We start from the raw sequence: 21,370 nt of genomic DNA, 5'->3' as shown, positions 1-21,370 counted from the left end.
ACTTCTTAGACCCCAATGCCGCCCGACACGCTGATGGTCTCGCCGGTGATGTAGCCGCCCTGGGGACCGGCCAGGAAGCAGGCCAGCGCCGCCACCTCTTCGAGGGTGGCGATGCGGCGGATCGGGTGCTGGTCGAGCACGGCGTCAGGGACCGTGTCGCCCAGCACTTCGGCCGACATATCGGTCGGCATCACGCCGGGCTGGATCACGTTGGCGGTGATGTTGCGCCCTCCCAGGTCGCGGGCGACGCCTTTCGCGTAACCGATCAGCGCCGCCTTGGTGCCGGCATAGTCGGCGGCGCCGGCCCAGGGCACCACGGTGCCGAGGCGCGAGCCGATGTAGACGATGCGTCCGCCCTCCGCCAGGCGCGGGGCCGCGGCGCGGGTGAGGGCGACGGGGCCGAGCACGTTGACCTGCCACTGGCGGTCGAGGCTGGCGGTGTCGAGGTCCGGCGCGTCGACCGGCTTGCCCTGCACCGCGATGGCGGCGTTGTTGACCAGGATATCGAGGCGGCCGAAATGCTCGACGACCTGATCGACCAGCGGCTTGGCGGCGGCGGTGTCGGCCTGGTCGCTGCGGACCGCGAGGGCGCGCACGCCCTTCGCCTGCAGCTGCGCCACCACGGCATCGGCTTTTTCCTTCGACGCGACATAGCTGATGGCGACGTCCGCGCCCTGGTCGGCCAGCGCCAGCGCGGTAGCAGCGCCCAGGCCGCGCGAGCCGCCGGTGACGAGTGCGACTTTTCCTTTCAATGCTGCGGTCATGACAATCCCTTTCTGAATACGGTATTTTCGTAACGGTCGTTACGATAACGATCAGTATATAATTTTGACCTGTGAGCCTGTCAAGGCTTTTCCGTAACAACCATTATGAAAAGAGGAATTCCAGATGGGACGCCATCGCGAATTCGACGTGGACAAGGCGCTCGACGCGGCTTTGTGCGTGTTCTGGCGCAAGGGCTATGAAGGCACGTCTTACGTCGACCTGACCGAGGCGGCCGGCGTCGAGCGGCCGGCCCTGTACGCGGCCTTCGGCAACAAGGAAGCCTTGTTCCGCCAGGCCCTGGAGCGCTACAACGAGCGTTTTCTTTCCTATATTCCGGAAGCACTGGCCTTGCCGACCGCGCGCGAGGTCGCGGCGTATGCCTTGCGCAAGGCAGTGGAACTGAACACCCTGTTCGATGACCAGCGCGGCTGCCTGGGCGTGAACGGCGTGCTTGCCGGATCGGACAGCGCGGAGCCGGTGCGCCAGGCGCTGATCGCATTTCGCGCCCAGGGCGAAGTGCAATTGCGCGAGCGATTTGAACGTGCGCAGGCGGAAGGGGACTTGCCGCCGACGGCCAAACCGGCGGCGTTGGCCGCCTTCCTGATGGCGGTCATGCACGGGATCGCGGTGCAGGCCAAGGCAGGCTTCAGCCGCGACATGCTGCAAGCGGTGGCCGAACAGGCACTCATGGCCGTGCCCGGCGGGGACGTGTAGCGCCACGCCCGTGCAAAGAATATTTGCCTATTCGTCCTGCATGCAAATATCCTTCACCACAGTTTCTCGGTGACCACCAGGCAGCATTTGCTTTTCCGGACACCATCTACTTGTTGCTGAACCCTTGGTCAGGCCCTGAAGATCTTTAACAGGGTCGCGGCCGGCGAAGCGGCGCCAATCTTGCGGTCGCCTCGGGCAGCATCGATGACCTCGACCAGCTCGTCGTATTTGTCGGCCTGCCGGTCGTCGAGGTTGATCATGTTCATGGTCCAGCGCGGGAACGTGCGGAACTTCGCAGGTTCGTTGTAGAGCACGCGCGAATGCTTGTGGCGCGGGTCCTGTTCGATCCTGGCGTAGAGCGACGCGAGCGTCGGCGCCGGCCCTTCCAGCACTTGCAGGAACCAGCCGCCGTTGTAGAACAGGCTGCCCGTGACATCGATGTGCTGGTTATTTGCTTGGGCAGTGGCCTGGATGGCGCGAAGTTCTTCGGCGGACACTTTGCGTACGGACTGACTGAGATACACGAGCTGATTGATCGACATGGCTGACTTTTGGCGGGAATGAAAAGAGGAGCGCAGCTTAGCGCAGGTTTTTGTTGCCACATGGAAATTTCGTATCGTGCGGCGCGATCCCCGGGTCGCTGCCGGTTCAATATACTGTGCAAAGATTATTTGGATGTTGAGTAGCTCAGGCAAATTTTATTTGCATGCCGGTCGATGGCTGGTACCCGCGGCGCACGCATTTTTCACCGCTGTTAAAATGCAGCCTCGTCCTGGAAAGGTCACAATACATCACGAGGAACAGAACATGATCAAAGTTGGCATCGTTGGCGGAACCGGATACACGGGCGTGGAATTGCTGCGGCTCCTGGCCGTCCACCCCGACGTGCAACTGACCGCGATCACTTCGCGCAAGGAAGACGGCCTGCCGGTCGCCGACATGTTCCCCTCGCTGCGCGGCGTGGTCGACCTGGCCTTCTCGAGCCCGGACAAGGCCGACCTGACCCAGTGCGACGTGGTCTTCTTTGCCACCCCGCACGGCGTCGCCATGGCGCAAGCCCCGGCGCTGCTGGCGGCCGGCGTCAAGGTGATCGACCTGGCGGCCGATTTCCGCCTGAAAGACCAGGCGACTTTTGAAAAGTGGTACAAGATCCCGCACACCGCCCCCGAGCTGATCGAGGAAGCGGTGTATGGCCTGCCGGAACTGAACCGCGAAGACATCAAGGGCGCGCGCCTGATCGCGAACCCGGGCTGCTACCCGACCACCATGCAGCTGGGCTTCGTGCCGCTGCTCAAGGCTGGCCTGGTCGATGCGGGCAGCCTGATCGCCGACTGCAAGTCGGGCGTCTCCGGCGCCGGCCGCAAGGCCGAGATCGGCACGCTGTTCTCGGAGTCGAGCGACAACTTCAAGGCCTACGGTGTGCACGGCCACCGCCACACCCCGGAAACCTCGGCCCAGCTGGCGCGCTACACCGACCAGAAGGTCGGCCTGATCTTCACCCCGCACCTGGTGCCGATGATCCGCGGCATGCACGCGACCCTGTACGTGCGCCTGACGAAAGAGATCGACGATGCGGCGCTGCAAGCCCTGTTCGAAGATGCCTACAAGGACAGCCAGTTCGTCGACGTGATGCCGTTCGGCTCGCACCCGGAAACCCGCTCGACCCGCGGCTCGAACATGCTGCGCCTGGCGCTGCACCGTCCGGAAGGCGGCAATACGGTCGTGATCCTGGTGGTGCAGGACAACCTGGTCAAGGGCGCGTCGGGCCAGGCCGTGCAGTGCATGAACATCATGTTCGGCCTCGACGAAGCCACCGGCCTGAAGCAGGTCGCGCTGCTGCCTTAAGTTTCTTTCCGCTGCATACGGCGGCCGCCTCCGGGGCGGCCGTTTTGCTTCTTGCTCACCCGATCTAGATCAAGGCCGCCATTGTTGAGCACGGTAAATTGACCGATGCGCAGGTTCAATTTGACGGGGGGAAATCATGTTCGGTCGACAAGCCAAGAGCGAAATAGACAGCCTGGTCGGAATTTCGGCCCGGATCGAGGGCGATCTGTGCTTCACCGGCGGCCTGCGCATCGACGGCGAGGTGCACGGCAACGTGGTGGCGGCGGACGGGGCCGACAGCATGCTGATCGTCTCCGAGCACGCCCGCATCGAAGGCGAGGTGCGCTGCGCCAGCCTGGTCGTCAACGGCTACATCGCCGGTTCCGTCTACTCCTCGGAACTCCTTGAATTACAGCCGAAAGGCCGCATACATGGGGATGTCCACTACCGTTTGCTTGAAATGCATGGCGGCGCATTAGTAACTGGGAAACTGACCCACGAACCTGCCAGCGAGCCGGTGTTTCATCTGGCCGACGCCGCCATCGGGTCGGCAGCATGATGCGTGCTAACGGTCTATAATGGGCGCAATTCGAAATTCATCAGGAGTATTCTCATGACCGCAGTCGCCGAAGTGCAAGACCTCGACACGATCCCCACCCCGATCAACTTCACCGACAGCGCCGCAGAGAAGGTTGCACAGCTGATCGAAGAGGAAGGCAATCCCGACCTGAAACTGCGCGTTTTCGTGCAGGGCGGCGGCTGCTCCGGCTTCCAGTACGGCTTCACCTTCGATGAAATCGTCAACGAAGACGACACCACCATGGAAAAGAACGGCGTCCAGCTGCTGATCGACTCGATGAGCTACCAATACCTGGTCGGCGCCGAGATCGACTACAAGGACGACCTCGAAGGCGCCCAGTTCGTGATCAAGAACCCGAACGCGACCTCGACCTGCGGCTGCGGTTCGTCGTTCTCGGCCTAAGGGCCAGCAGTCCCCCAGGCAGCCCGGTCAGTCCGGGCGGTCGACGGCCCGGTTGATCCGGGCCGTTTCTATTTGTGGCTGTGGTAGAGGGTGTGAAAAAACGGCTACGGCAAGGCGCCGAGTCGAAGACAGTACGTTAGTACGGCGAGACGAGGCAACGCAGCCGTAGACGAATTTTTCACACCCTCGTAGGGTGGACGGCTTCGCCGTCCGCGCGTTCAACCATCGTGAAAATGGACGAAGCGCCTTATCTCACCGTGTATTTGCATGCGCGGACGGGGAACCGTGATCTGGTCCACTGGACCAGATCACCCCTACGCCGGATACAGTGCGCCCAGGATGCGTGGGCCACGGGCACCGGTGACGGCCGGCATATTGCCCGGTTCACGCTGCGTGAACCGATACCCCAGCCAGGCAAACGCCAGCGCCTCCACCCGGTTCGGCGCAATCCCCAGCGCCGCCGTCGATTCCACTGTCACCCCACCCAGCGCTTCCGAGATACCGCGCAGCAGCGTCGCGTTGTACGCCCCGCCGCCGCAGACATACACCGCATCGACGCCGGCGTGCTCCGCGCGGATCGCCTCCGCAATCGTCACCGCCGTCAGCCGCGTCAAGGTTGCCATCACATCCCGCGGCGCCACATCCGTGAAGCCCGCAAGCTTGGCATCCAGCCATTGTTCATGAAACAAGTCACGCCCCGTGCTCTTGGGCGCCCGCTGGCGGAAATAGGCTTCGTCCAGCAGCGCGGCCAGCAGCCCTTCGTGCACCGTCCCACCCGCAGCCCAGGCGCCATCCTCGTCATACGCCTTGCCCAGGTGCGGCCCGATCCACAAATCCATCAAGACATTCCCCGGCCCCGTGTCGAAGCCGTTGACGCGGCCGTCGCCGTGCAGCACGCTGATGTTGCCGATGCCCCCGATATTCACGACCACGCGCGCCACGCCCGGCTTGCCGAAGGCCGCCTCATGAAAGGCCGGCACCAGCGGCGCGCCCTGGCCGCCGGCGGCGACGTCGCGGCTGCGGAAGTCGGCGATGACGTCGATGCCGGTGAGTTCGGCCAGCAGGGCCGGGTTATTGGTCTGGCGCGTGAAGCCGAGTTCGGGGCGGTGGCGGATGGTCTGGCCGTGCACGGCCACGGCCGCGACTGGCTCGCCGGCCTGGGGCAGCAGCTGGCGCACGCAGTCCGCATAGCACAGGGCCAGGCCGTTGGCGGCCAGCGCTTCGCGCTCGAGTTCGTTCTCGCTGGCGGCTTGCAGCGCCATCAGTTCGCTGCGCAGGGCGGGCGGGAAGGGCGTGAAGGCGGCGGCCAGGGTAGCGATGGCGCCGCCGGCGAAGTCAGCCAGCACGCCGTCGACGCCGTCGAGGCTGGTGCCGGACATCAGGCCGATGTACAGGGTAGAAGTGTCGCGCATGAATAAGTTCTCTGGTCCAGGTGAGCAGCAAGGCAGTCTAAACCGCCCCGGCAAAAAGTGAAAGCTTGCATGACTTGCCATGCAAAAGCGGAAACTGAACGGCGAAGCCCAGTGTTTTTCGCCGAATAGCCGGCGGTCGTCCTCGGCATACTTGCACCATGACGACGATACCATCCTCCCTGTACGCGGCCCAGTCCGGCACCCAGGTGTCCGATCTGTACACCTCGGCCGCCAAGTCGCTGATGAACCAGAACCCGGCCCTCAAGACCATCGACGCGCAGTGGAAGCGTGACGAGGCGCGCCTGTCGAACCTCGGCAAGATCGCCGCAGCGCTCGACGGCGTCGCCGGGACGAGCGGCAAGCTGGCCGCGGGCACGCTCGACATGGCGGCCACCGCCAGCACCAAGGGCGTTACCGTGCGGCTGGCGTCGGGAACCGCGATGCCGGGCGTGCACAGCGTCGACGTCGCCCAGCTGGCCCAGGCCCAGCAGTTGGCGAGCCACGCGCTGCCGGGCAAGGACACGCCCATCGGCGCCGGCGGTACCAGCCTGATCCGTGTCGAATCGGGCCAGGGCAGCAGCCTGGTCACGACGACGGTGAAGATCGGTGCTGGAGATAACACGCTGGAGGGCATCGCCGCCGCCATGCGCGAGGCCGGCCTGGATGCGAAGGTGGTGCAGGGCGGCACGGGCTACGCGCTCAGCCTGTCCGGCAAGCCGGGCGCCGCCAACGGCATGCGGGTGCAAGTGGCGGGCGACGCGGCGCTGCTGGGATTATTGACCTATGAGCCGGGCGGCAGCAGCGGCTTGCGCCAGCAAGTGGCGGCGCAGGACGCCCAGCTCACGGTCGACGGCAAGCGCATCACCAGCAGCAGCAACAATGTCGATGCGACGATTCCCGGCGTGTCCCTGAACCTGGTTTCCACCGGCAAGCTCGACGTGACGGTGACGCGTGCCTCGAGCGCCATCGCTGCCAACGTCAAGTCGGTGGTCGAGGCTTTCAATGTCATGCACGCCAGCCTGGCGGAACTCGGCGGCAAGGATGCGGACGCGGCTACGGCCGTGCGCCAGGTGCAGGACCAGGTCGGCAAGGCGCTGGGCAAACTGGACGCCAAGACATTGGCCGAGATGGGACTGGGTTTTTCGGGTAGCACGCTGGAACTGGACGAGAGCAAGCTGAAAGCGGCCATCGAGCTCGATCCGGAAAAGGTCGCCAAGTTTTTCAGCAATGGCAACGACGGCGTCGCCGACCAGCTCGCTGTGGCCGTGGCCCAGCAGTTCGCGTCCGGCAGCGTGCTGTACAAGCAGGCCGATGCGATCGAGCAGGACATGGAAGTGCTGGCCGGCAAGCGCAGCCAGATCACCGAGACGGCCAGCCGCCAGGCGTTGCTGCTGATGCAGCAGTATTCGGCTGCCGGCAGCGGCGGCAGCTCGCTGTTCGGCATCCTGGGAGCGCCGCCCATGTCGGCCTTCGACTTCATGGCCTGAGACCGATTCTATTACGATAACAGGCAATATTTTTCCGCCAACTTAGCTGGCAAATTTTCAATAAGCCGTTGTTTATACACGTCTTTTTGTTAGTGCCGAGGTAAGCAAACTGTCATAAAAGTGTATCTATTGAAGGCAAATAAAATTCTCTAGAGTAAAGTTTGATGCATGACACATGGTTTCTTTGGAAGCCTTGTTGTAGACCAAGCTTGCTTACGTTTTTTGATTAGAGAACGATATGAACCTCAGTAACTTGAAGATCGGCACCCGTCTCGGCGGCGCCTTCGCGGCTCTGCTTCTCCTGATGGCGATCATGCTGGCAACGGCGCTGTGGCAGTTGAACCGCATCGCCGAGGCCAAGAACACCATGGCCGACGCTAACTACAAGGCCAAGCTGGCGGCCAGCTGGCTGCAGGGCATCGCGACCAACAGCGTGCGCACCCTGGCCAAGGCGAAGAGCATCGATCCGGCCGACGACGCCTACTACGACAAGGAAATGAAGTCGACCAGCGCCGAAGTCAGCCGGCTGCAAAAGGAACTCGAGGCGCGCGTCAGCAGCGAGAAGGGCAAGGCCCTGCTGGCCGCCGTGGCCGAGCAGCGCAAGCGCTATGTGGGCGTGCGCGACGACCTGTTCAAGCGCCGGGAAATGCTGGACGGCGATGCTCCCGAGTTGAAAGCCATCGTGGCCGACAAGCTGCTGCCGGAAATGCAGAAGTACGTGCAGAGCGTGGAAGCGGTGGTGGCTTTCCAGGAAGGCCTGTTCACGGCCGCCGACGAGCGCATCGACGCGCTGCAAACGAGCGCGCGTGAAGTGCTGGTGTCGCTGGGCATCGTGGCCCTGGTCTGCGGCGCCGTATTCGGCTGGCTGCTGACCCGCAGCATTACCCGCCCGCTCGGCCATGCGGTCGACCTGGCCCAGCAAGTGGCCTCGGGCGACCTGACTGCCGACATCCAGCCATCATCGCGCTGCGAAGTCGGCGAACTCCTGATGGCGCTCAAGCGCATGAACGACAGCCTGCTCAAAACCGTGAGCCAGGTGCGCGCCGGCACCGAGACCATCGTCACCGCCTCGCAGCAGATCGCCACCGGCAACCTCGACCTGTCCGCCCGCACCGAGCAGCAGGCCGGCGCGCTGGAAGAGACGGCCTCGTCGATGGAAGAGCTGACCGGCTCGGTCCGCCAGAACGCGGACAATGCCCGCCAGGCCAATACCCTGGCCCAATCGGCGTCGGAAATCGCGGCGCGCGGCGGCAACGTGGTGTCCGAAGTGGTGGCGACCATGGCGTCGATCAATGCATCGTCGAAGAAGATCGGCGACATCATCGCAGTCATCGACGGCATCGCCTTCCAGACCAATATCCTGGCGCTCAATGCCGCGGTGGAAGCAGCGCGGGCCGGCGAGCAGGGCCGCGGTTTCGCCGTCGTCGCCTCGGAAGTGCGCAACCTGGCCCAGCGCTCGGCCGGCGCGGCCAAGGAAATCCGTGGCCTGATCATGGATTCGGTCGCCAAGGTCGACGCCGGCGGACGCCTGGTCGACGAAGCCGGCGCCACCATGCAGGAAATCGTCGAGGGCATCACCCGGGTGACCGACGTCATGGCCGAAATCACCTCTGCGAGCGCCGAACAGGCAACCGGCATCGAGCAGGTGAACGCCGCGCTGACCCAGATGGACGGCGTGACCCAGCAGAACGCCGCGCTGGTCGAGGAAGCGGCGGCCGCGGCGGCGTCGATGCAGGACCAGGCCGCGATCCTGGCCGAGCTGGTCAGCACCTTCAAGGTGGCCAACGAGGGTACGCACGCGCCGCGCCTGCGCGGCCAGGACGCCAGGCGCCTGGCGCTGGCAGCCTGATCCGCCGGGTTGCTGACCGCCCGTCAACTCATATGCCCGGCCGCGGCGCCGGGTTTTCCTCGGCCGACCACACCACCGCGGCGATCTTCCAGCCGTGCTCGGTGCGCACCAGCTGCCAGCTTTCCTTCCCCCAGTTGTTGCGGTAGTCGCCCACCATGAAGCTGTAGTCGAACAGCACCTGGGCCATGTCGCCGTCGGTATCGATGCGCACGTTTTCAAACGTCTCGGTGCGCGCTTCCGGGGCACTGATGATCCTGTCGATGAACTTGCGCGGCGTGCTGCTCGAGGTCTTCGGCGACGGTTCCTTCGGATCCTTCAGGCTGGCGCGGTAGCGCGCCACACTGCCGTCCGTATAGGCGCCGACCCAGGTGATGTCCTCGCGCAGGAACAGGCGCAGGAAACCGTCCCTGTCCTTGTCGGCCATGGCCTTGCCGAAAGCCTTGATGATGGCTTCGATCTGCTTGCGGCTTTCGATCGGGTCTTCGGCCCGGGCCTGCTGGGGCAGGGCGGCGAACAAAGCGAGCGTGAGTGCGGCACTGGCGAACATCGGTTTCATTCGACCTCCTTGGTGGGAAAGAATTGGCTGTAGCTGGTGTGCGGCGCGGCGCCGAGCTGTTGCGGCTTTTTCATCAGGTAGTCGAAGCCGGCCCGCTCGCCTTTCAAGGCGCCGTTCAGGAAGTTCAGGACATAGCGCGCAGCCAGGGCATACGACTGCGCCACTTCCTCACGGCTGTATTCCTCGAACACCAGCGGATCGAGGCGCAGGTAGCTGCTGCCAAAATAGACGTGTTCCATCGCATACATGGTCACGAGGTAGACGTCGGCCCCCGTCATCTTTTGCAGGATGCTGCCGGAGACATCCGGCTTGTGTTTCAGGCCGCGTTCGAAGGGTTGCGGACGCTGGGACACGAACAACAAAGGCGTGCGCAGCCGTTCCGGTTTGAGGTAGGGCACTTGCGCGAGCATCGCATGGCGGTAGCGCACCGTGCCGTCCAGGCTGACCAGGGCCTTGATGCGATTGTCCTGCGCGGCGGCCAGCACGTTCGCCATGCCGCCCCAGGAAAAGCCGGCGGCTGCGATGCGGCTGGTGTCGGCTTGCGGCAGGGTCTGCGCATAAGCGACCAGGAAGCGGATATCGGCCGCCTGGGCTTCGGCATGCGCCAGGTCGTCCTTCTGCGTGCGTGTCTCGAGTCCCAGCGCCGGGCTGGCGATCACGAGATAGCCGTGGCTGGCGAGAAATTCCATCATTTCCGCGTTCTCGAACACATTGCTGCTGATGCTGGGCGAGTAGATCACGACCGGGAATTTTCCCGGCAGCGCTTGCGCATCGCGCAGCGCCCAGCGCAGCGCGCCCCGTTCCGCGGCGACATCCGTGGCGGGTTTGCTTTCGGTGACGAGCTTCAGCCAGTCGGCCAGCACCTTGTCCCGCTCGGCCGGCGTGCGGGCGAAATCGTCGTCCCAGCCCAGCAGCTGCAGGTAGTCGTCGTAGCGCATCGGCTGTCCACCCCGTTGCGCCGGATACCAGATGGCGGTCTGGATCGGGCGCGGCTTGCCCTTGTAGCTGCGGCTGGGGTCGCTTTGCTGGACGGTGCGGAAACCGACGGCGTAGGCGCCGGGGGTGTTATGGAAAGGGAAAACTTGCTGGGCACTTGCCCAACTACTGAAGAGTATGAGCAGGAATAACGCGACGAGCCGATGCAAGCTTGCCTCCGTGGGATATTGTGATGTTATTCACTATAGCATTGGAGGGGTAATTAAGTTGCTACTGCATGGCAAAAATTATTCTTTACTATGGAAGTAACCCTTCCTACATGATGTGGTTGCGATGAACCGGGTGCACACCATGATTCATAGATAGCGATTGGATGGTCTTTACTCGACAAAAACAAACGCCCCGCGGCATCTAGCGATGCGGCGGGGCGTTTGGAAGAAGCGGAATCGCTTAGCGTGCAGCCATCGCGTTGCCGCTCGGCGCGAGCAGCGAGAAGCGGTGGTTCATCTCGGCGGCAGCCATGCGGAAGCGGGTGAGTTCAGCCGGGGTCAGCGGTTGCTGGGCCAGCGACTTGAACTTGTCCGGATTCTGGGCCTGGCCGGCGACGCGGAACTCATAGTGCAGGTGCGGGCCGGTCGACCAGCCGGTCGAGCCGACGTAGCCGATGACGTCGCCCTGGCTGACCTTGGCGCCCTTGCGCATGCCCGGTGCGATGCGGCTCATGTGGGCGTAGGCGGTGCTGTACTTGGACCAGTGCTTGAGGACCACCTGGTTGCCATAGCCGCCGCTGTTGCCGGCGAAGTCGACGGTGCCGTCGGCGGCTGCGCGGATCGGGGTGCCGGTGGAGGCTGCGTAGTCGACGCCCTTGTGCGCTTTCCACTTGCCCGACAGCGGGTGCACGCGCATCGAGAAGCCGGAGGAGATGCGGCTGAACTGCAGCGGCGACTTCAGGAAGGCTTTTTTCAAGGCCTTGCCGTCCAGGCTGTAGTAGCCGCCCTGCTTGGTGACCGGGTCTTCGAACCAGACCGACTGGTAGGCGACGCCGCGGTTGACGAATTCGCCGGCCAGGATGCGGCCGGTCTTCACCAGTTCGCCATCGAGCCAGAAGGTTTCGTACACAACATTAAAACGGTCGCCGCGCTTGATGTCCGAACGGAAGTCGATATTGGTCGAGAACATCTCGATCATCTGGCTGACGACCGAATCCGGCATGCTGCCGCCGTCGACGTTGGAGTCGGTGGCCGAGTACAGCGAGCTGGCGATGACGCGAGAACGCATCTCGACGCGGCGCTCGAGCTTGGCCGGCGCTTCCAGCGAGACGAACTTGTCGCCCTGGCGCTCGACCGAGATCTGGCGTGCTTCGCCGCCCTTGCCGTCGGTGGTCGTGGCGCGCATCGACAGCAGCAGGCCATTCTCATCGGTTTCGGCCTGGATGCGCTTGCCGTTCTTGAGGGACAGCAGGCGGCGGGCGGTCTTGTCGGTGCGGACGAATTTCTGGGCGTCGGCATCGTCGATGCCAAGGCGGGTGAAGAGGGAACCAAGGGAGTCGCCCGGACGGACGCGCTCTTCATGGATGAATTGCTGCTCGTTTTGCTGGAGGGCGGCGATCTGGTCTGCGAGGTTCGGCAATTCCAGGTTTTGCTCGATCGACTTGACCGGAAGGTCGGACGCATCCGGTGCGATCGGGGCCACGCCGATGGCGCCGAAGGCGCACATGCTCATGAACACGGCGCCGGCGCTGACGATGCGCGCCTTGCGGGTTCGTGGCACCAGCTGGAGCAGGCTCTGACGGGTGATTTTCTGTATAGGGTTCATGCAATCAGTTAAAATTTGCGGCTGAACTTTCAGGACCCTTGCTTCTTATCGTTGTGCAAAGTTTTCTTAGAGCAACAGGGCGAGGATCGTGAATTATACCAAAAGAAGCGGTCCTACAACCGCTTTAGCCAATTTCCTACACGAATTATATGACTTTAAACGTTTCGTCCGGTAAAGGTGCTCCGGCCAACTTATCTGCCCCCTTGCCGCTGACGGACACCGTGCAAGAGGCGCTCGCGATCGCCAAGCGCGGTGTCGACGAGCTCCTGATCGAAAGCGAATTCGCCCAGAAGCTGGCGCGTTCCGAACAGAGCGGCACCCCGCTGCGCATCAAGCTGGGCCTGGACCCGACCGCGCCCGACCTGCACCTCGGCCACACTGTGGTGCTGAACAAGATGCGCCAGCTGCAAGACCTCGGCCACCAGGTGATCTTCCTGATCGGCGACTTCACCTCGATGATTGGCGACCCTTCAGGCCGTAACGCCACGCGTCCTCCCCTCACGAAGGAGCAGGTCGAGGAAAACGCCATGACCTATTTCCGCCAAGCATCGCTGGTGCTGGACGCCGCGCGCACGGAAATCCGCTACAACTCCGAGTGGTGTGACCCGCTCGGCGCGCGCGGCATGATTCAATTGGCGTCGCGCTACACCGTGGCGCGCATGATGGAACGCGACGACTTCACCAAGCGCTACAAGAGTGGGACCCCGATTGCAGTGCATGAGTTCCTTTACCCTTTGATGCAGGGCTATGATTCGGTCGCTTTGAAGGCCGACCTGGAACTCGGCGGTACCGACCAGAAATTCAACCTGCTGGTCGGCCGCGAACTGCAGAAGGACTACGGGCAAGAGCAGCAGTGCATCCTGACCATGCCGCTGCTGGAAGGCCTGGACGGCGTCGAGAAGATGTCGAAGTCCAAGAACAACTATATTGGAATTACCGAAGCCCCGAACACCATGTTCGGCAAGCTGATGAGCATCTCGGACACCATGATGTGGAAGTACTACGACCTGCTGTCCTTCCGCTCGATCGCCGAGATCGCCGCCCTGAAGGCCGAGGTCGAGGGCGGCGCCAACCCGCGCGATGCGAAAGTGGCGCTGGGCAAGGAAATCGTCGCGCGCTTCCACTCGGCCGCGGCTGCCGACGATGCGCTGGCCGACTTCGTCAACCGCTCCAAAGGCGGCATCCCGGACAAGGTGCCGGAAGTGACCTTGAGCGGCGCTCCTTTGGGCGTGGCGCAATTGCTCAAGCAAGCCGGCCTGTGCGCCTCGACTTCGGAAGCGATGCGCATGGTCGACCAGGGCGGCGTGCGCATCGACGGCAATGTCGTCAGCGACAAGGGCTTGCAGATCGAGGCCGGCACGTTCGTCATGCAAGTGGGCAAGCGCAAGTTCGCGCGCGTCACGCTGTCCGCATGATCGGGCTATTGCAGCGCGTCAGCGAGGCCAGCGTGCGCGTCGATGGCGAGGTCATCGGCGCGATCGGGGCCGGCCTGATGGTGCTGGTCTGCGCCGAGAAGGGCGATACCGAGCGCGAAGCCGAGGCCCTGTTGAACAAGCTGCTCGGCTACCGCGTGTTTTCGGACGAGGCCGGCAAGATGAACCGCAGCGTGACCGACACCGCCGGCGGCTTGCTGCTGGTGCCGCAGTTCACGCTCGCCGCGGACACGAAATCGGGCACCCGGCCCTCGTTTTCGCCGGCCGCGGCGCCGGAAGACGGGCGCCGCCTGTTCGATCATGTCGTGCGCCAGGCGCGGGAACGCCATGGCACCGTCGAGACCGGCAAATTCGGCGCGGACATGAAAGTTGGCCTGGTCAACGATGGCCCCGTGACTTTCTGGCTGCGAGTTGATCCGGTCGGTGTCCAGCGCTGAAACCCGCGCTGTGAATTCAGGTCAATAGGAGGAGGGGATGGGAGGACGTATGCGAATCTGGAGCGATTCATTCACGGAAGGCGGGGTGATTCCGCCGCAATGCGCGTTCGCCGTCGGCGATCCGGCGCGCCACGTCAAGTTGTCCAGCAACCGCAGCCCGCACATCGCCTGGGACGACGTCCCCGCCGGCGCCAAGTCGCTGGTGCTGATCTGTCACGACCCTGACGTGCCCTCGGTCGGCACCGACGTCAACCAGGAAGGGCGCACCGTGCCCGCATCCTTGCCGCGGGTCGATTTCTTCCACTGGCTGCTGGTCGACATTCCGGTCTGCCTCAAGTCGCTGAACGAGGGCATGTTCTCGGACATGGTCACGCCGCACGGCAAGCCGGGCCCGCTGGTGCCCTTCACCATCAAGAACGGCACCGAACACCAGCTGCGCCAGGGCATCAACGACTACACCGGCTGGTTCGCGGGCGACCCGGACATGGCCGGCGAATACTATGGCTACGACGGCCCCTGCCCCCCGTGGAACGACGAGCGGGTGCATACTTACGTCTTCACCCTGTACGCCCTCGACATCCCGCGCCTGCCGCTGGTGGGCCGCTTCACCGGCGCCGAGCTGCGCCTGGCGATCCGCGGCCACATCCTGGACGAGGCGCGTACCTTCGGCGTGTACTCGCTCAATCCGGCCGTCGCGGCCACCATGGACAAATAACACCGCCCCGAGGTTCGGGCGCGAACGAACCTCATGCAATCGAACGACAAGAATACCGCTACCACCATTCTCTTGATCCGCCATGGCGAGACCGCCTGGAATGCCGAAAGACGGCTCCAGGGGCATCTCGACATCGCCCTCAACGCCGAAGGCGCACGCCAGGCCGCGCTGCTGGGGGCGGTGCTGGCATCCGAGCCGATCGACCACGTCGTTTCCAGCGACCTGCTGCGCGCGCGCCAGACCGCCGAAGCGATTGCTCACTCGCGCGGCATGGCGGTCGAGGTCGATCCGGCACTGCGCGAGCGCTGCTACGGTGGCTTCGAGGGCTTGCTGTACAGCGAGATCGCGGCGCGCTTTCCGCTCGAGTTCGCGGCCTGGCAGGCGCGCGATGTCGATGCGGTGCTGCCGCTGGGGGCGAATCGGGGGGAGACGTTCAGGCAGTTTTATGATCGGGCGGTTGGGGCGATCATGGGGCAGGCGGCAGGGCATCCGGGCAAGACGATTGCGATCGTGGCGCATGGTGGGGTGCTGGAGTGTGCCTACCGGGCGGCGCAGGGGTTGCCGCTGGAGACGCCGCGTGATTTCAAGGTGCTCAATGCGAGTGTGAATCGGTTTGTGGTGGAGGAGGGCGTGTTGCGCTTGGTGAGTTGGGGTGAAGTCGAGCACTTGCGGCCGGCGGTGCTGGATGATCTGACATAGCGGACTTCGGTTTGGAAATTGGGTACCGGCCTTCGCCGGTACGACGGTTCTACTGCTAGCGGTGCTACATCGTTAGCTGCGCATCAAACGCAACACAAAAATTAACGTCGTTCCGGCGAAGGCCGGAACCCAATTCCGCCGCATTCCAACTGCTAATCCTTGCACCATAAACCAGGCGCCTACCCCTCCTAACCACCCCTGCCAATATCACACACACAACACCACAGAAAAATTCTGCCGCTTATTTGAGCAGCGTTTGAGGTAAAATAATAGGTTCCCCGAGAAACTTTCGAGATTTTCCGCTGTGCAAATCGGTCCTTACATCCTGCGTAACAATGTCTTCGTCGCCCCCATGGCCGGGGTGACCGACCGCCCGTTCCGCCAGCTGTGCAAGCAGCTCGGCGCAGGCTACGCCGTGTCCGAAATGGCGGCTTCGAACCCGCGCCTGTGGGCCAGCGAAAAGACCTCGCGCCGTACCGACCATGCGGGGGAAATGGAACCGAAGGCAGTGCAGATCGCCGGCGCCGATCCGAGAGACCTGGCCGATTGCGCGAAGTTCAACGTCGAGCGCGGCGCCCAGATCATCGACATCAATATGGGCTGCCCGGTGAAGAAGGTCTGCAACAGCTGGTGCGGGTCGGCGCTGCTGCAGCATGAAGACCTGGTCGAGCGCATCCTGCACGCGGTGGTCGAAGCCGTCGACGTGCCGGTTACCCTGAAGTTCCGTACCGGCTGGGACCGCCAGAACAAGAACGCGCTGACCATTGCCCGCATGGCGGAACAGGCCGGCATCCAGATGCTGACCCTGCACGGCCGCACCCGCGCCGACGGCTACAAGGGCGACGCCGAGTACGACACCATCCGCGCGGTCAAGGCGTCGGTCGGGATCCCGGTGGTGGCCAACGGCGACATCACGACCCCGGAAAAGGCCAGGTTCGTGCTCGACTACACCGGCGCCGACGCCGTCATGATCGGCCGCGCCGCCCAGGGACGTCCCTGGATCTGCCGCGAGATCGATCATTTCCTGCGCACCGGGGAGCATTTGCCGGCCCCGACGGTCGAAGAAGTACGGGCGCTGATGAACGAACACCTGCCGGCGCACTATGCCTTCTATGGCGAGTACGTCGGCGTGCGCACCGCCCGCAAGCACATCGGGTGGTATGTGCAGGACTTGCCGGGCGGGGAAGAATTCCGCCAGCGCATGAACCTGCTGGAATCGACGGCCGAGCAGCTGGACGCGGTCGACGCCTTTTTCAAATCGCAACTCCGGCATGGCGAGCGGTTACAATACCGGCCCGCACTTTCGGCTGACGAGGCGATGGCGGCATAAGGCAGTAGCAGAATAATAAGAATATCGGGGACACGCTGCGCAGCAGCGGCATATTAACCAGGATGAAGCAGCAGAGAACATGAGCAAAGAAAGTATCCAGGAAGTCGTCCAGAAAAGCCTCGAGGACTATTTCAACGATCTGGGCGAGCAGAAACCGACGAACATCTACGACATGATGGTCCTGACGGTCGAAAAGCCGGTCCTTGAAGTGGTCATGACGCGCGCCGACGGCAACCAGTCGCATGCCGCGCAGATGCTGGGCATCAACCGGAACACTTTGCGCAAGAAACTGCAGGAGCACGGTCTCCTCTGATAGACCGCATGGCGATGGCCGTGCGTCTGGGGCGCGGCCGGCACGCCGTCCGTCCGCCCGGACGCCAGAATTCTCAACCACAGGCCTCACCATGATCAAACAAGCACTGATTTCCGTTTCCGACAAAACCGGCGTCCTCGATTTCGCCAAGGCGCTGGCAGCCCTCGGCGTCAACATCCTGTCCACCGGCGGCACTGCAAAGCTGCTGGCGGACAATGGCGTGCAAGTGACCGAAGTCGCCGACTACACCGGCTTCCCGGAAATGCTGGACGGCCGGGTCAAGACCCTGCACCCGAAAGTGCACGGCGGCATCCTGGCCCGTCGCGACCTGCCGGAGCACGTCGCCAAGCTCGACGAGCACGGCATCCCGCAGATCGACATGGTCGTGGTCAACCTGTATCCCTTCCAGCAGACCGTCGCCAAGGCTGAATGCTCGCTGGAAGATGCGATCGAGAACATCGACATCGGCGGCCCGACCATGCTGCGCTCGGCGGCCAAGAACCACCGCGACGTGGTCGTGATCGTCGACCCGGCCGACTACGGCGTCGTGCTGGCGGAAATGAAGGGCACCGGCGCAGCCGCCGGCCCGGTCAGCTACGAGACCAAGTTCCGCCTGGCGAAAAAAGTGTTCGCGCACACCGCGCAGTACGATGGCGCGATCACCAACTACCTCACCAGCCTGGGCGAAGACCGCCAGCACACGACCCGCTCGAGTTATCCGCAGACCCTGAACGTGAGCTTCGAGAAGGTGCAGGACATGCGCTACGGCGAGAACCCGCACCAGGGCGCCGCCTTCTACCGCGACCTGGTCGCCACCCCGGGCGCGCTGGCCAACTACCGCCAGCTGCAGGGCAAGGAACTGTCGTACAACAATATCGCCGATGCCGACGCGGCCTGGGAATGCGTCAAGTCGCTCGGCGGCCTCGGTTCGCCGGCCGGTTGCGTGATCGTCAAGCACGCCAATCCCTGCGGCGTGGCGATCGGTGTCGATGCGCTGGACGCCTACTCGCGCGCGCTGCAGACCGACCCGACCTCGGCCTTCGGGGGCATTATCGCCTTCAACGTGGAAGTCGATGCGCGTGCTGCGGAAGCGGTGGCCAAGCTGTTCGTCGAAGTGCTGATCGCGCCGTCATTCACGGACGAAGCACGCCAGATCATGTCGGCCAAGCAGAACGTGCGCCTGCTCGAAATTCCGCTGGGCGAAGGCCAGAACGCCTACGACCTGAAGCGCGTCGGCGGCGGCGTGCTGGTGCAGGCGCCGGATGCCAAGAATGTTGGCCTCGACGAACTGCGCGTGGTCAGCAAGAAGCAGCCGACCCAGCAGCAACTGCAGGACCTGATGTTCGCCTGGCGCGTGGCCAAGTTCGTCAAGTCGAACGCCATTGTGTTCTGCGCTAACGGCATGACCCTGGGCGTCGGCGCGGGGCAGATGAGCCGCATCGATTCGGCGCGCATCGCGTCGATCAAGGCGCAGAATGCAGGCCTGTCGCTGTCCGGTTCGGCGGTGGCGTCGGATGCGTTCTTCCCGTTCCGTGACGGGCTGGATGTGGTGGTTGATGCGGGCGCGACTTGCGTGATTCACCCGGGTGGCTCGATGCGGGACCAGGAAGTGATCGATGCGGCGGATGAGCGTGGTGTGGTGATGCTCTATACCGGCACGCGTCACTTCCGTCACTAATCGACGTTAACTTGGGTCCCGGCCTTCGCCGGGACGACGTTGTTTGCGTTGACAGTTAGCCCAAAGACCGTCGTTCCGGCGAAGGCCGGAACCCAAGTCAGTAGCATCCCGCAAACGCCTCACTGTGTTTTTACACAGTATTTTTCCCACGAATAGCCTCCCGCCGTATATCATTCCACAATGATTATCCTCGGCATCGACCCGGGCCTGCGTACGACGGGTTTCGGCGTCATCGAAAAACACGGCACGAAACTGCGCTATATCGCGTCCGGCACCATCAAGACCGGCACGGAGGGCGCATTGCCTCCGCGCCTGAAGGTCATCCTGAACGGCGTCGGCGAAATCGTCGCCGCCTACCAGCCAGCCTGCGCGGCCATCGAAAAAGTCTTCGTCAACGTCAACCCGCAATCGACCCTGCTGCTCGGCCAGGCGCGCGGCGCCGCGATCACGGCCCTGGTGGGGGCGGACCTCGACGTCGCCGAATACACGGCGGTGCAGGTGAAGCAGGCCGTGGTCGGCACCGGCAAGGCGGCCAAGGCGCAGGTGCAGGACATGGTGTCGCGCCTGTTGAAACTCCCGGGCCTGCCCGGCACCGACGCCGCCGACGCGCTCGGCGTCGCCATCTGCCACGCCCACAGCATCGACACGCTGTCGATGCTCGGCGCGCTGTCCCCGAGCGCGCCCACGCTGCGCATGAAGCGCAGCCGTCTCGTCTAAAGAACAAAAGGAATAACGATGATCGGTCGTCTCTCCGGAATCCTGCTCGAAAAAGCGCCCCCGCACGTGCTGGTGGACTGCAACGGTGTCGGCTACGAAGTCGACGTCCCGATGAGCACCTTCTACAACCTGCCGCACACCGGTGAAAAAGTGGTGCTGTTCACCCACCTGATCGTGCGCGAGGATGCGCACCTGCTGTTCGGCTTCGGCAGCGCGTCCGAGCGCGCGCTGTTCCGCCAGCTGATCAAGATCACCGGCATCGGCGCGCGCATGGCGCTGGCCATCCTGTCGGGCATGACGGTGGCCGACCTGTCGCAGGCGGTCACCCTGCAGGAAGCCGGGCGCCTCGTGAAGATTCCCGGCATCGGCAAGAAGACCGCCGAGCGCCTGCTGCTCGAACTGAAGGGCAAGCTCGGCGCCGATATCGGCGTGGTGGGCGGTGCGGTGCGCGACGACGCCCAGGCCGACGTGCTCAATGCGCTGCTCGCATTGGGGTATTCTGACAAGGAAGCGCTCATCGCGATCAAGAACATGCCGGTAGGCAGCTCAGTTTCGGACGGCATCAAGTTCGCGTTGAAAGCGCTCTCCAAGGCATAAAGCATGAGCATCCAGACCGACAACTTCACCGAGCACCGCGTCATCGACGCCGCGCCCGCCTCGCCCAACGAGGAGGCGATCGAGCGCGCCTTGCGCCCCAAGCAGCTGGACGAATACGTCGGCCAGGCCAAGATCCGCGACCAGCTCGAGATCTTCATCAGCGCCGCGCGCAAGCGCCGCGAAGCGCTCGACCACACCCTGCTGTTCGGCCCCCCCGGCCTCGGTAAGACCACGCTGGCGCACATCATCGCGCGCGAGATGGGCGTGAACCTGCGCCAGACTTCCGGCCCGGTGCTGGAACGTCCGGGCGACCTGGCCGCGCTGCTCACCAACCTCGAACCGAACGACGTGCTGTTCATCGACGAGATCCACCGCCTGTCGCCGGTGGTGGAAGAGATCCTGTACCCGGCGCTCGAGGACTACCAGATCGACATCATGATCGGCGAGGGCCCGGCCGCGCGTTCGGTCAAGCTCGACCTGCAGCCGTTCACGCTGGTCGGCGCCACCACCCGCGCCGGCATGCTGACCAATCCCTTGCGCGACCGTTTCGGCATCGTGGCGCGCCTCGAGTTCTACAACGTCGACGAACTGACCAAGATCGTCGCCCGCAGCGCCGCGCTGCTGGCGGCCCCGATCAACGAGGAGGGCGCGCGCGAAGTGGCCAAGCGCGCGCGCGGCACGCCGCGTATCGCCAACCGCCTGCTGCGCCGCGTGCGCGACTATGCGGAAGTAAAGGGCAACGGCGAAATCACCGCCGACATGGCGGACCGCGCCCTGAAAATGCTGGACGTCGACACGGTCGGATTCGACGTCATGGACCGCAAACTCCTGGAAGCGGTGCTGTTCAAGTTCGCCGGCGGTCCGGTGGGCATCGGCAACCTGGCCGCCGCGATCGGCGAAGCGGCCGACACCATCGAGGACGTGCTCGAGCCCTACCTGATCCAGCAGGGCTACCTGCAGCGCACCCCGCGCGGACGCATCGCCACGCCGCTCGCCTACCAGCACTTCGGCGTGACCGCGCCGCGCATCAGCCCGACGGGCGATTTGTGGGACAACCTGCCGCCCGCCTGAGCTGACAGTTGTCATGCCAAACCGATGGCGCCTGCATCTG

Annotated in this window: 22 protein-coding genes; 16 read left to right on the top strand and 6 right to left on the bottom strand. The window is 63.9% G+C overall.

Annotated features, from left to right (window positions below):
* Window positions 1-5: 5 nt before the first annotated feature.
* Window positions 6-764, bottom strand: a complete 759-nt coding sequence (locus LQ564_RS18230) for an SDR family NAD(P)-dependent oxidoreductase (RefSeq protein ID WP_231059535.1) — start codon at window positions 762-764, stop codon at window positions 6-8.
* Between the two features lie 124 nt (window positions 765-888).
* Between LQ564_RS18230 and LQ564_RS18225 the strand changes: the two genes are divergently transcribed.
* Window positions 889-1,479: a TetR/AcrR family transcriptional regulator gene (locus LQ564_RS18225; RefSeq protein ID WP_231059534.1), complete on the top strand. Its 591-nt coding sequence runs from the start codon at window positions 889-891 to the stop codon at window positions 1,477-1,479.
* Window positions 1,480-1,607: 128 nt separating this feature from the next.
* On the opposite strand, the gene LQ564_RS18220 is transcribed toward LQ564_RS18225, so the two are convergent.
* Window positions 1,608-2,021: a BLUF domain-containing protein gene (locus LQ564_RS18220; protein WP_231059533.1), complete on the bottom strand. Its 414-nt coding sequence runs from the start codon at window positions 2,019-2,021 to the stop codon at window positions 1,608-1,610.
* A gap of 265 nt (window positions 2,022-2,286) precedes the next feature.
* On the opposite strand from LQ564_RS18220, the gene argC reads away from it, so the two are divergent.
* The 3 genes from argC (at window position 2,287) to erpA (ending at window position 4,285) form a co-directional block, all read left to right on the top strand.
* Window positions 2,287-3,324, top strand: a complete 1,038-nt coding sequence (gene argC, locus LQ564_RS18215; protein ID WP_231059532.1) for an N-acetyl-gamma-glutamyl-phosphate reductase — start codon at window positions 2,287-2,289, stop codon at window positions 3,322-3,324.
* Window positions 3,325-3,460: 136 nt separating this feature from the next.
* Window positions 3,461-3,862 carry a bactofilin family protein gene (locus LQ564_RS18210; protein WP_231059531.1) on the top strand — a complete coding sequence of 134 codons (402 nt, stop codon included), beginning with the start codon at window positions 3,461-3,463 and terminating at the stop codon, window positions 3,860-3,862.
* Window positions 3,863-3,916: 54 nt separating this feature from the next.
* The gene (erpA, locus tag LQ564_RS18205; protein WP_231059530.1) at window positions 3,917-4,285 is read left to right on the top strand and encodes an iron-sulfur cluster insertion protein ErpA; all 369 of its coding nucleotides are present in this window, start codon (window positions 3,917-3,919) and stop codon (window positions 4,283-4,285) included.
* A 314-nt stretch (window positions 4,286-4,599) separates the two neighbouring features.
* Here erpA and LQ564_RS18200 read toward each other — a convergent pair whose 3' ends face one another.
* Complete coding sequence (locus LQ564_RS18200; RefSeq protein ID WP_231059529.1) at window positions 4,600-5,697, bottom strand: anhydro-N-acetylmuramic acid kinase; 1,098 nt, start codon at window positions 5,695-5,697, stop codon at window positions 4,600-4,602.
* A 158-nt stretch (window positions 5,698-5,855) separates the two neighbouring features.
* On the opposite strand from LQ564_RS18200, the gene fliD reads away from it, so the two are divergent.
* Both fliD and LQ564_RS18190 read left to right on the top strand, forming a co-directional pair.
* Window positions 5,856-7,184 (top strand): flagellar filament capping protein FliD, encoded by a 1,329-nt coding sequence (gene fliD, locus LQ564_RS18195; RefSeq protein WP_231059528.1) that lies wholly within the window; start codon window positions 5,856-5,858, stop codon window positions 7,182-7,184.
* A 238-nt stretch (window positions 7,185-7,422) separates the two neighbouring features.
* Complete coding sequence (locus tag LQ564_RS18190; RefSeq protein WP_272492119.1) at window positions 7,423-9,033, top strand: methyl-accepting chemotaxis protein; 1,611 nt, start codon at window positions 7,423-7,425, stop codon at window positions 9,031-9,033.
* Between the two features lie 28 nt (window positions 9,034-9,061).
* Here LQ564_RS18190 and LQ564_RS18185 read toward each other — a convergent pair whose 3' ends face one another.
* From LQ564_RS18185 to LQ564_RS18175, 3 genes are all read right to left on the bottom strand, one after another.
* Window positions 9,062-9,589: a nuclear transport factor 2 family protein gene (locus LQ564_RS18185; protein ID WP_231059527.1), complete on the bottom strand. Its 528-nt coding sequence runs from the start codon at window positions 9,587-9,589 to the stop codon at window positions 9,062-9,064.
* Window positions 9,586-10,734 (bottom strand): alpha/beta hydrolase family protein, encoded by a 1,149-nt coding sequence (locus LQ564_RS18180; RefSeq protein WP_231059526.1) that lies wholly within the window; start codon window positions 10,732-10,734, stop codon window positions 9,586-9,588. Before LQ564_RS18180 ends, LQ564_RS18185 begins: the two co-directional genes overlap by 4 nt.
* Before the next feature lie 241 nt (window positions 10,735-10,975).
* Window positions 10,976-12,340: a M23 family metallopeptidase gene (locus tag LQ564_RS18175; protein WP_231059525.1), complete on the bottom strand. Its 1,365-nt coding sequence runs from the start codon at window positions 12,338-12,340 to the stop codon at window positions 10,976-10,978.
* Between the two features lie 149 nt (window positions 12,341-12,489).
* Here LQ564_RS18175 and tyrS point away from each other — a divergent pair, with 149 nt between their 5' ends.
* The 10 genes from tyrS to ruvB all read left to right on the top strand — a co-directional run bounded on the left by tyrS (window position 12,490) and on the right by ruvB (window position 21,330).
* Entirely contained in the window at window positions 12,490-13,755 is a 1,266-nt protein-coding gene (gene tyrS / locus LQ564_RS18170; RefSeq protein ID WP_231059524.1) for a tyrosine--tRNA ligase, read from the top strand.
* Window positions 13,752-14,210: a D-aminoacyl-tRNA deacylase gene (dtd, locus tag LQ564_RS18165; RefSeq protein ID WP_231059523.1), complete on the top strand. Its 459-nt coding sequence runs from the start codon at window positions 13,752-13,754 to the stop codon at window positions 14,208-14,210. Before tyrS ends, dtd begins: the two co-directional genes overlap by 4 nt.
* A 49-nt stretch (window positions 14,211-14,259) precedes the next feature.
* Complete coding sequence (locus LQ564_RS18160) at window positions 14,260-14,925, top strand: YbhB/YbcL family Raf kinase inhibitor-like protein (protein WP_231059522.1); 666 nt, start codon at window positions 14,260-14,262, stop codon at window positions 14,923-14,925.
* A 33-nt stretch (window positions 14,926-14,958) separates the two neighbouring features.
* A complete protein-coding gene (locus LQ564_RS18155) occupies window positions 14,959-15,624 on the top strand; it encodes a histidine phosphatase family protein (RefSeq protein ID WP_231059521.1) in 666 nt (221 codons plus the stop codon).
* Window positions 15,625-15,928: 304 nt separating this feature from the next.
* On the top strand, window positions 15,929-16,954 hold the full coding sequence (dusB, locus tag LQ564_RS18150) for a tRNA dihydrouridine synthase DusB (RefSeq protein WP_231059520.1): 1,026 nt from the start codon (window positions 15,929-15,931) through the stop codon (window positions 16,952-16,954).
* A gap of 79 nt (window positions 16,955-17,033) precedes the next feature.
* Entirely contained in the window at window positions 17,034-17,267 is a 234-nt protein-coding gene (locus tag LQ564_RS18145; protein WP_027865797.1) for a helix-turn-helix domain-containing protein, read from the top strand.
* A gap of 91 nt (window positions 17,268-17,358) precedes the next feature.
* Window positions 17,359-18,945 (top strand): bifunctional phosphoribosylaminoimidazolecarboxamide formyltransferase/IMP cyclohydrolase, encoded by a 1,587-nt coding sequence (purH, locus tag LQ564_RS18140; protein ID WP_231059519.1) that lies wholly within the window; start codon window positions 17,359-17,361, stop codon window positions 18,943-18,945.
* A gap of 180 nt (window positions 18,946-19,125) precedes the next feature.
* Window positions 19,126-19,662 carry a crossover junction endodeoxyribonuclease RuvC gene (gene ruvC, locus LQ564_RS18135; protein WP_231059518.1) on the top strand — a complete coding sequence of 179 codons (537 nt, stop codon included), beginning with the start codon at window positions 19,126-19,128 and terminating at the stop codon, window positions 19,660-19,662.
* An 18-nt stretch (window positions 19,663-19,680) separates the two neighbouring features.
* Window positions 19,681-20,259: a Holliday junction branch migration protein RuvA gene (gene ruvA, locus LQ564_RS18130; protein ID WP_231059517.1), complete on the top strand. Its 579-nt coding sequence runs from the start codon at window positions 19,681-19,683 to the stop codon at window positions 20,257-20,259.
* Between the two features lie 3 nt (window positions 20,260-20,262).
* The gene (gene ruvB / locus LQ564_RS18125; protein ID WP_231059516.1) at window positions 20,263-21,330 is read left to right on the top strand and encodes a Holliday junction branch migration DNA helicase RuvB; all 1,068 of its coding nucleotides are present in this window, start codon (window positions 20,263-20,265) and stop codon (window positions 21,328-21,330) included.
* The last annotated feature ends 40 nt before the right edge of the window (window positions 21,331-21,370 follow it).

It is taken from the genome of Massilia phyllostachyos (assembly GCF_021044825.1).
GTDB lineage: Bacteria > Pseudomonadota > Gammaproteobacteria > Burkholderiales > Burkholderiaceae_D > Telluria > Telluria phyllostachyos.
The sequence above is the reverse complement of the archived record's forward strand: the minus strand, read 5'-3'. Positions and strand labels throughout refer to the sequence as shown.

What these genes read in the sequence shown, in the direction of transcription:
- LQ564_RS18175 (WP_231059525.1), bottom strand. Translation starts at nt 12,340, where the DNA reads ATGAACCCTATACAGAAAATCACCCGTCAGAGCCTGCTCCAGCTGGTG.
- argC (WP_231059532.1), top strand. Translation starts at nt 2,287, where the DNA reads ATGATCAAAGTTGGCATCGTTGGCGGAACCGGATACACGGGCGTGGAA.
- LQ564_RS18190 (WP_272492119.1), top strand. Translation starts at nt 7,423, where the DNA reads ATGAACCTCAGTAACTTGAAGATCGGCACCCGTCTCGGCGGCGCCTTC.
- LQ564_RS18160 (WP_231059522.1), top strand. Translation starts at nt 14,260, where the DNA reads ATGCGAATCTGGAGCGATTCATTCACGGAAGGCGGGGTGATTCCGCCG.
- LQ564_RS18145 (WP_027865797.1), top strand. Translation starts at nt 17,034, where the DNA reads ATGAGCAAAGAAAGTATCCAGGAAGTCGTCCAGAAAAGCCTCGAGGAC.
- ruvA (WP_231059517.1), top strand. Translation starts at nt 19,681, where the DNA reads ATGATCGGTCGTCTCTCCGGAATCCTGCTCGAAAAAGCGCCCCCGCAC.
- LQ564_RS18185 (WP_231059527.1), bottom strand. Translation starts at nt 9,589, where the DNA reads ATGAAACCGATGTTCGCCAGTGCCGCACTCACGCTCGCTTTGTTCGCC.
- fliD (WP_231059528.1), top strand. Translation starts at nt 5,856, where the DNA reads ATGACGACGATACCATCCTCCCTGTACGCGGCCCAGTCCGGCACCCAG.
- ruvC (WP_231059518.1), top strand. Translation starts at nt 19,126, where the DNA reads ATGATTATCCTCGGCATCGACCCGGGCCTGCGTACGACGGGTTTCGGC.
- dtd (WP_231059523.1), top strand. Translation starts at nt 13,752, where the DNA reads ATGATCGGGCTATTGCAGCGCGTCAGCGAGGCCAGCGTGCGCGTCGAT.
- LQ564_RS18200 (WP_231059529.1), bottom strand. Translation starts at nt 5,697, where the DNA reads ATGCGCGACACTTCTACCCTGTACATCGGCCTGATGTCCGGCACCAGC.
- LQ564_RS18155 (WP_231059521.1), top strand. Translation starts at nt 14,959, where the DNA reads ATGCAATCGAACGACAAGAATACCGCTACCACCATTCTCTTGATCCGC.
- LQ564_RS18230 (WP_231059535.1), bottom strand. Translation starts at nt 764, where the DNA reads ATGACCGCAGCATTGAAAGGAAAAGTCGCACTCGTCACCGGCGGCTCG.
- ruvB (WP_231059516.1), top strand. Translation starts at nt 20,263, where the DNA reads ATGAGCATCCAGACCGACAACTTCACCGAGCACCGCGTCATCGACGCC.
- purH (WP_231059519.1), top strand. Translation starts at nt 17,359, where the DNA reads ATGATCAAACAAGCACTGATTTCCGTTTCCGACAAAACCGGCGTCCTC.
- erpA (WP_231059530.1), top strand. Translation starts at nt 3,917, where the DNA reads ATGACCGCAGTCGCCGAAGTGCAAGACCTCGACACGATCCCCACCCCG.
- tyrS (WP_231059524.1), top strand. Translation starts at nt 12,490, where the DNA reads ATGACTTTAAACGTTTCGTCCGGTAAAGGTGCTCCGGCCAACTTATCT.
- LQ564_RS18220 (WP_231059533.1), bottom strand. Translation starts at nt 2,021, where the DNA reads ATGTCGATCAATCAGCTCGTGTATCTCAGTCAGTCCGTACGCAAAGTG.
- LQ564_RS18225 (WP_231059534.1), top strand. Translation starts at nt 889, where the DNA reads ATGGGACGCCATCGCGAATTCGACGTGGACAAGGCGCTCGACGCGGCT.
- LQ564_RS18210 (WP_231059531.1), top strand. Translation starts at nt 3,461, where the DNA reads ATGTTCGGTCGACAAGCCAAGAGCGAAATAGACAGCCTGGTCGGAATT.